The organism is Novipirellula herctigrandis (assembly GCA_007859835.1).
Lineage (GTDB): Bacteria > Planctomycetota > Planctomycetia > Pirellulales > Pirellulaceae > Novipirellula_A > Novipirellula_A herctigrandis.
This window is the reverse complement of the sequence record SJPJ01000004.1, coordinates 1-2,284: the sequence shown is the minus strand read 5'-3', so window position 1 is coordinate 2,284 and position 2,284 is coordinate 1. Positions and strand designations below refer to the sequence as shown.

The 2,284-nt window shown below is 57.1% G+C and carries 1 protein-coding gene; it reads right to left on the bottom strand.

Annotation, left to right across the window (positions count from 1 at the left end; all coding sequences use genetic code 11):
- On the bottom strand, positions 1-2,284 hold a 2,284-nt coding region (locus CA13_RS36075; protein ID WP_419195342.1), incomplete at both ends, for a beta strand repeat-containing protein.

Genomic DNA, 2,284 nt, shown 5'->3' with positions numbered 1-2,284 from the left:
CCGCAACATTGGCCCCTACATCCACGGTCACCACTCCATCCGTTATCGCGTCGATCGTCGCAGTGAAGCTACCGTTGCCATTGTCGACTAAGTTGCTGGCGGTTCCACCACCAACCGTGACGTCACCGATCATGAACCCGTTGACCGTTTCACCAAAGTCGATGATCACAGAAAACGGATCGCTGCTGGTTGGGCTGGCAGGACCTGTGATCGTCGGTGTAGGGACGTTTGTGTCCACAACAATCGAGAATTGGGTCGCCGCGCCGTTGGGATTGCCAGCGATATCCGCGGCGACATTGGCAGCAACGTTGACCGTTACCACTCTGTCTGTTGTCGCATCGATCGTCGCGGTGTATTTTCCGTTGCCGTTGTCGACCAAATTGCTGGCATTTCCGCCACCCACGGTTACGTCGCCGATCACGAACCCGCTGACCGTTTCCCCAAAATCGATCGACACCGTAAACGGATCGTTGCTCGTTGGGCTGGCAGGACCTGTGATCGTTGGCGCGGGGGCGGTTGTGTCCACAGCGACAGAAAACTGAGTCGCGGCGACATTGGGATTGCCTGCGTCATCTACCGCAACATTGGTAGCAACGCCGACTGTCACCGCACCGTCTGCTGACGCATTGATTGTCGCGGCGAAATTGCCGTTGCCATTGTCGATCAAGTTACTGGCCGTTCCGCCGCCAACGGTGATGTCGCCAATTTCGAATCCGCTGACTGATTCCCCAAAGTCGATCGACACGGAGAACGGGTCACTGCTTGTTGGGATGCCTGGACCGGTAATCGTCGGCGTCGGCGTTGCCGTGTCGACCGTGACAGCATACTGTGTCGCGGCAAAGTTTGGATTTCCCGCCGTGTCAAACGCGATACCGGCCGCAATGTCAACCGTCAGCAAACCATCGCTGGCCGCGCTGATCGTCATCGTGAATAGCCCGTTCCCGCCGACAACTAAATTGCTGGCCGTACCACCAGCGACCGTAACGTCAGTCAATGCAAAGCCGTTGACCGTTTCGCCAAAATCGATATCGAGATCAAACGAGCTTTGGTTTGTTGGACTTGCCAGTCCCATGATGATCGGCACAAGTGCTTCGGTATCGAGTCTGACCGAGTACTCAGCCGCCGCAAGGTTTGCGTTGCCCGCAGCATCGTCAGCGACATCGGCGGCCACGTTTACTGTAACAGTACCGTCGGCGCTGGCATCGATCGTGGCCGTGAAGCTGCCGTTGGCGTTATCGGTCAGATTGGTGACGCTGCCGCCGCTAACGGCGATATCGCCCGCAGTGAATCCTAGCACGGTCTCACCGAAATCAATCGTGACGTTGAACGGATCCGCGTTAGTGGGAGTGGACGGACCGCTGATCATTGGCTTTGGTGCCGTCGTGTCGATGATCGTCGAGTACTGAACAGCAGACGTGTTTGGATTGCTGGCTGAATCCGTCGCGACATTCGCGGCAATGTCAATGGTGACAGTTCCGTCGGTCGTTGCATCAATCGTCGCCGTATATCTACCGTTGCCCTTATAGACCAGATTGCTGGCGGTTCCCCCGCCCACGGTGACGTCGCCGATCACGAAACCTTTGACTACTTCGCCAAAGTCAATCGTCACGGTAAACGGATCGCTGCTGGTTGGGCTGGCCGGACCTGTGACCGTGGTCGCAGGGACGCTTGTGTCCACAACGACCGAAAACTGAGTCGCCGCGATGTTGGAATTGCCAGCGTCATCAATCACGACGTTCGACGCCACATCCACTGTCAACAATCCGTCTGCTGTCGCATCGATCGACGCAGTGAATGATCCGTTTCCATTGTCAACCAAATTGCTTGCCGTTCCACCTTCAACGGTGACGTCACCAATCACAAACCCAGAAACCGGTTCCCCAAAGTCGATCGTCACGATAAACGGATCGCTGTTTGTTGGGCCGGCCGGACCAGTGATTGTTGGTGCGGGCGCCATAGAGTCCACCACGGTCGAAAATTGACTCGCCGCGTTGCTGCTGTTGCTCGCCTCATCTACCGCAACGCTAGCCCCTACATCCACTGTCACCACTCCATCCGCCGCAGCGTCGATCGTGGCAGTGAAGCTACCGTTGCCGTTGTCGACCAGATTGCTGGCCGTCCCGCCGCCCACGGTGACGTCGCCGATCACGAAACCGCTGACCGATTCACCAAAGTCGATCGTCACTGTAAGCGGATCGCTGCTGGTTGGGCTGGCAGGACCTGTGATCGTCGGTTTAGGAACATTAGTGTCCACGACGATTGCGAATTGACTCGCCGCGTCGTT